Origin of the sequence: Mesorhizobium sp. M7A.F.Ca.CA.004.06.1.1 (assembly GCF_003999135.1) — a bacterium.
In the GTDB taxonomy this organism is placed as follows: Bacteria; Pseudomonadota; Alphaproteobacteria; order Rhizobiales; family Rhizobiaceae; genus Mesorhizobium.
Window position 1 is genome coordinate 1 of record NZ_RZPQ01000381.1, and the last position, 5,598, is coordinate 5,598.

Consider the following 5,598-nt stretch of genomic DNA (forward strand, 5'->3'; position numbering starts at 1 on the left):
GGCGAAGCAGATCAAAGTCGACATTTCTGCACCGGCATTTTCGGAAAAATCTGGCCACCGGTGCCGGCACCGTGCGGTGGTTCAAAGAGCGCAGTGGCCTTCGCGTCCGCGCGCGCTATAGTTGACCGGACGCCGGCTCGGCCTCGACAACGAACCCCAACCACGACAACCAAGGAGGAATTCATGGACCGCACCGCAAACGCCGTCTGGAAAGGCAATCTGAAAGAGGGCACGGGCACGCTCGACACCCAGAGCGGAACCTTGAAGGGCACGCCCTATTCGTTCAAGGCGCGCTTCGAGGACGAGAGCGGCAAATCCGGCACCAATCCGGAAGAACTGATCGCGGCGGCGCACGCAGGCTGCTTTGCCATGCAGTTCTCGCATTTCCTGGCCGAGAACGGCACGCCAGCCACCGAACTCGATGCCAAGGCCGTGGTGACGCTGGTTCCCGGCACGGGGATCACCGGCAGCGCACTCACCGCGGTCGGCAAGGTGCCCGGCATCGATGCGGCGAAATTCACGGAGCTGGCCGAGAAGGCCAAGGCCGGATGCCCGGTCTCGAAGGCGCTCGGCGCCATAAACGTATCGCTTGATGCCCGGCTCGGCTGAAAGCGCTGCATCCGTGTAAGACCCGGCGCGAGCGCCCAGGCGCGCGCCGGCCTATGCTCCCAGCGCGTCCAGGCGAGCGCGCAGTGCGGCGACTTCCTGCTCCAATGCCTCCAACCGCGCCTCCAGGTCGGAAGCAGGCAGGGCCGATGCACTGCGCTGCACCGAAAGGGCGGCAACGTCCACCGGGCCGCTGAGGAGATGAACGTAGCGGTCCTCGCGCTGGCCTGGTCCGCGCGGGATTTCCTGGATGAGTGGCGGTCGACGGCCGATCAGCATGTCGAGTTCGGCGCGCAGATCTTCGATCGACGGGAACCGCGCCATGCGCTCGCCCCGCGCCAGCAGTTCATGGGCCGTCTGCGGCCCGCGCAGCAACAGCAGGCCGATCAAAGCGGTCTGCGGCGTGGTCAGCGAGAAGCGCTGCGCCATCTGGTGCTCGTAGCGCTCGACGCGCGAGCCGAACATCTGCCGCACCAGTCCCTTTTGTTCGAGCAGCTTCAGCCCCCGGTGCACCTCGGTCTGCTCCAGTGCCATCACCGGCTCGCGCGCCGTCTTCTGGTTGGCGGCGGCCAGTGCTGCGTTGAGCGTCAGCGGATAGACATCCGGCGTCAGCTCTTTCTTCTCGATCAGGCAGCCGAGGATGCGGGCTTCGCTGGGAGAGAGGATGGGAAGATCGTCGCTCATTGGACTAAAATCCTTTCTGAGGCCGGCGGGACAGCGCCCCCCTCTGTCCTGCGGGACATCTCCCCCACGTGGGGGAGCTCGCCAGCTTCGCCGAGCGCGCGTCATCCTTCAACCTTTGAGATTGGCTAAGCCGCGATGACAGCCAATCTCCCTCCACGTGGGGGAGATGTCCGGCAGGACAGAGGGGGGCGCTACGGATCGCGACATCCGAGGTTTGCAGCAAATCCGCTCCGCCTAGACCCTTCTCTCCACCATCATCTTCTTGATCTCGGCGATCGCCTTGGCCGGGTTGAGGCCCTTGGGGCAGGTCTGCGCGCAGTTCATGATGGTGTGGCAGCGATAGAGCCGGAACGGGTCTTCGAGGTTGTCGAGCCGCTCGCCGGTGGCCTCGTCGCGGCTATCGATCAGCCAGCGATAGGCCTGCAGAAGCGTTGCCGGGCCGAGATAGCGGTCGCCGTTCCACCAGTAGCTCGGGCACGAGGTCGAGCAGCAGGCGCACAATATGCATTCGTAGAGCCCGTCGAGTTTCTCGCGGTCCTCGTGGCTCTGCAGCCACTCCTTGGCCGGCTCCGGCGACACCGTCTTCAGCCAAGGCTGGATCGAGGCATGCTGGGCATAGAAATTGGTGAGGTCGGGCACAAGATCCTTGACCACCTGCATATGCGGCAGCGGGTAGACTTTTACCGCGCCGGAAATGTCGTCGCAGCCCTTGGTGCAGGCGAGCGTGTTGGAACCGTCGATGTTCATGGCGCAGGAGCCGCAAATGCCTTCGCGGCAGGAACGCCGCAAGGTCAGCGTCGGGTCGATCTTGTTCTTGATCCACAGCAGCGCGTCGAGCACCATCGGCCCGCAATCGTCCATGTCGACGAAATAGGTGTCGATGCGCGGGTTCTCGTCATCGTCCGGCGACCAGCGATAGATGCGGTATTCCCGCAGATTGGTGGCGCCCTCCGGCTTTGGCCAGGTCTTCCCCGGCTTGATCTGCGAATTCTTGGGGAGCGTGAGTTCAACCATGTTCGATCCTCAATACACCCGGGCCTTGGGCGCGATCTTGGCGAGGCTGATGCCGCCGTCCTTTTCAGCCAGCTGCGGCTCGGTGTGCACCGGCCGGTAGGAGAGCGTCACCTTGCCGTCTTCGCTGAGCCTGGCCAGCGTGTGCTTGCGCCAGACAGCGTCGTCGCGCACCGAAAAGTCCTCGCGTGCGTGTGCGCCGCGGCTCTCCTTGCGCGCCTCGGCGCTGTAGACCGTGGTGATGGCATTGGCCATCAGGTTTTCCAGCTCCAGCGTCTCGACCAGATCGGAGTTCCAGATCATCGAGCGGTCGGACACTTTGATGTCCTTCAACTCGCCCCAGATCTGCGAAACGCGCTTGCAGCCGCTTTCGAGGGACTCCTGCGTGCGGAATACGGCCGCGTCTTCCTGCATCGCCTTCTGCATCTTTTCACGCAAGCTGGCCGTCGGCGTCGAGCCATTGGCGTGGCGCAGCCGGTCGAAGCGGTCCATGATCTTTTCGACCGAGGCTTCGTTGGGCGAAGGGATCGCCGACTTGCGGTCGATGACCTGGCCGGCGCGGATCGCGGCCGCGCGGCCGAACACCACAAGATCGATCAGCGAATTCGAACCGAGCCGATTGGCACCATGCACTGAGGCGCAGCCGGCTTCGCCGACAGCCATCAATCCGGGCGACACCTGGTCTGGATTGATCGCCGTCGGATTGAGCACCTCGCCCCAGTAATTGGTCGGCACGCCGCCCATATTGTAGTGGACCGTGGGCAGCACCGGAATCGGCTCCTTGGTGAGGTCGACACCGGCAAAGATCTTGGCCGATTCCGAAATGCCCGGCAGCCGCTCATGCAGGACGGCGGGATCGAGATGGTCGAGATGCAGGAAGATGTGGTCCTTGTTCTTGCCGACGCCGCGACCCTCGCGGATTTCCAGCGTCATGCAGCGCGAGACGACGTCGCGCGAGGCAAGGTCCTTGGCTGACGGCGCATAGCGCTCCATGAAGCGCTCGCCCTCGGAATTGACGAGATAACCGCCCTCGCCGCGCGCGCCCTCGGTGATCAGGCAGCCGGCGCCATAGATGCCGGTCGGGTGGAATTGCACGAACTCCATGTCCTGCAGCGGAAAGCCGGCACGCGCGGCCATGCCGCCGCCGTCGCCGGTGCAGGTGTGCGCCGAGGTGGCCGAGAAATAGGTGCGGCCATAGCCGCCGGTCGCCAGCACCACCATCTTGGCCGAGAAGCGGTGGATGGTGCCGTCATCCAGGTTCCAGGCGAGAACGCCGGTGCAGGTGCCGTCCGGCTCCATGATCAGGTCGAGCGCGAAATACTCGATGAAGAACTGCGCGTTGTTCTTCAGCGACTGTCCGTAAAGCGTGTGCAGGATGGCATGGCCGGTGCGGTCGGCGGCGGCACAGGTGCGTTGCACCGGCGGGCCTTCGCCATAGTTCATCATGTGGCCGCCGAACGGCCGCTGGTAGATCTTGCCCTCTTCGGTGCGCGAAAACGGCACGCCATAATGTTCGAGCTCGTAGACCGCGGCCGGCGCTTCGCGCACCAGATATTCCATGGCGTCGACATCGCCCAGCCAGTCCGAGCCCTTGACGGTGTCGTACATGTGCCACTGCCAGGAATCGGGACCCATGTTGGACAGCGAGGCGGCAATGCCGCCTTGCGCCGCCACCGTGTGCGAGCGGGTCGGGAACACCTTGCTGATGCAGGCGGTGCGCAGGCCCTGTTCGGCCATGCCGAGCGTGGCGCGCAGGCCGGCGCCGCCGGCGCCAACGACCACCACGTCGAACTTGTGGTCGACAAAGGTATAGCCTGCCGTGTTGGCTTGTTTCGCGTCCTTGGCCAACTCAGCCTCCGAATGCCAGCTTGAGCAGGGCGAAGATCGAGGCGACGCCGACCGCTATGGTGAAAAATGTATTGAGCGCGATCAGCGCCAGCTTCATGCCTTCGCCATGCACGTAATCCTCGATGATCACCTGCATGCCGAGCCGCATATGGGTAAGCCCGGAAATAAGCACCAGGGCCATCACCAGCGCGACGAACGGGTTGGCAAGAGCTGCCCGCACATGTGCGTAGTCGGCGCCGTTGAGCGCGATCAGGAAGCCGACGAAGAACAGGATCAGCGGGATGTTGGCGATCGCGGTCAGGCGCTGGCGCCAGAAATGCCCGGTGCCCTCGCGGGCGGAGCCGAGGCCGCGGACCCTCGCCAGCGGCGTGCGCATGTCGGTGTTTTTGCCGCTCATGGTCAGGCTCCCCGCGCCATATAGCCGGCGATCCAGATCAGCAGCGTGAGCAGGATCGAGCCGGCCAGCGTCGCCCAGGCGATCTTCGAGGCGGTATGCTTCTCGAGGCCGGCGCCGGTGTCCCAGACCAGATGGCGCACGCCACCCAGCATATGGTGCATCAGCGCCCAGGTGTAGCCGAACAGGATGAGCCGGCCGAGCCAGGTGCCGAAGGCCCAATTGGCCCAATCGAAAGTCGCCTGCGAGCTGGCCGCCGCCATCAGCCACAGGGCGACCAGCAGCGTGCCGAAATACAGCGCCCCACCGGTGATGCGGTGAATGATCGACATCGTCATGGTGATCGGCGGCCGGTACACGGTGAGGTGCGGCGAAATCGGCCGTTCACGTCTGGCAAATTCGCGGGTGGCTGGTGATTTGCTCATGGCTCCCCCAGTTCGGCGTCTCTCTGGAGCCTCAGGTGGAAATGCGGCATTGCCGCTTCCGGTTGCGACTTCGGACAGCCGGTTTCTAATGCTCTTTTTGCACCGCGTCAAAGCCAGAAAACCGTTTCGAAAACGTAATTTAGTCTGACTAAAAGGCCGGCTTAGGCTTCAATCGATTAGGCCGGGAGGCCCGAAGCCGGCTCGATATCGCTGCAGTGCAACATGTCTGGCCCAAGGGCCCGGCGGTGTTGAGATTAGCCCTAGCGTTTGCAGGTCTGCGGCGTCGACCCCTTCTTCATCACCAGCGCCTCGCGTCCGTCGATCACGATTGCGTCATGCGTGGCCGCCTGGTAGCGGCTGCTCTGGTTGGCGGGCGACGCCGCAAACTCCTCGGTCGCGCCATCGGACCCGACCACACGCAACGACGTGCCTAGATTTTGGATGGAGATCATACCGTTGTTGCCGCATCGGTAGGTGGCCGTGCCTATGCCGGATCGCGGCGCGGTAAGGTCGGTGATGATCTTGGCTGCAGCTGCCGGAGGCGCCGCGGCTGCGACGGACTGCTGAGCCGGCGCAGGTGAGACGACGACGGTATTGGCCGCCTTCGGCCCACTGTCCTGTGGCACACAG

Annotated in this window: 7 protein-coding genes; 1 reads left to right on the forward strand and 6 read right to left on the reverse strand. The window is 64.2% G+C overall.

The annotated features are described in order from the left end of the window. Positions 1-183: 183 nt before the first annotated feature. Entirely contained in the window at positions 184-609 is a 426-nt protein-coding gene (locus tag EN906_RS21045; protein ID WP_127270051.1) for an OsmC family protein, read from the forward strand. A gap of 51 nt (positions 610-660) precedes the next feature. Here the strand turns inward: EN906_RS21045 and EN906_RS21050 are convergent, their stop codons facing one another. The 6 genes from EN906_RS21050 to EN906_RS21080 all read right to left on the reverse strand — a co-directional run. After that, complete coding sequence (locus tag EN906_RS21050) at positions 661-1,290, reverse strand: DUF480 domain-containing protein (protein ID WP_127270053.1); 630 nt, start codon at positions 1,288-1,290, stop codon at positions 661-663. Positions 1,291-1,524: 234 nt separating this feature from the next. Continuing rightward, entirely contained in the window at positions 1,525-2,304 is a 780-nt protein-coding gene (locus EN906_RS21060; RefSeq protein ID WP_013528877.1) for a succinate dehydrogenase iron-sulfur subunit, read from the reverse strand. A gap of 9 nt (positions 2,305-2,313) precedes the next feature. Beyond that, positions 2,314-4,149 (reverse strand): succinate dehydrogenase flavoprotein subunit, encoded by a 1,836-nt coding sequence (gene sdhA, locus EN906_RS21065; RefSeq protein ID WP_127269293.1) that lies wholly within the window; start codon positions 4,147-4,149, stop codon positions 2,314-2,316. A 1-nt stretch (position 4,150) separates the two neighbouring features. Further along, on the reverse strand, positions 4,151-4,546 hold the full coding sequence (gene sdhD / locus EN906_RS21070) for a succinate dehydrogenase, hydrophobic membrane anchor protein (RefSeq protein WP_127269292.1): 396 nt from the start codon (positions 4,544-4,546) through the stop codon (positions 4,151-4,153). A 2-nt stretch (positions 4,547-4,548) separates the two neighbouring features. Then, positions 4,549-4,968, reverse strand: coding sequence for a succinate dehydrogenase, cytochrome b556 subunit (sdhC, locus tag EN906_RS21075; protein WP_032900823.1), 420 nt, complete (start codon positions 4,966-4,968; stop codon positions 4,549-4,551). 260 nt (positions 4,969-5,228) lie between these two features. Continuing rightward, positions 5,229-5,598: hypothetical protein (locus EN906_RS21080; RefSeq protein ID WP_127375345.1), on the reverse strand; the 370-nt coding region annotated here is incomplete at its 5' end.

Coding starts and splice junctions, on each gene's coding strand:
- EN906_RS21045 (WP_127270051.1), top strand. CDS start 184: ATGGACCGCACCGCAAACGCCGTCTGGAAAGGCAATCTGAAAGAGGGC.
- EN906_RS21050 (WP_127270053.1), bottom strand. CDS start 1,290: ATGAGCGACGATCTTCCCATCCTCTCTCCCAGCGAAGCCCGCATCCTC.
- EN906_RS21060 (WP_013528877.1), bottom strand. CDS start 2,304: ATGGTTGAACTCACGCTCCCCAAGAATTCGCAGATCAAGCCGGGGAAG.
- sdhD (WP_127269292.1), bottom strand. CDS start 4,546: ATGAGCGGCAAAAACACCGACATGCGCACGCCGCTGGCGAGGGTCCGC.
- sdhC (WP_032900823.1), bottom strand. CDS start 4,968: ATGAGCAAATCACCAGCCACCCGCGAATTTGCCAGACGTGAACGGCCG.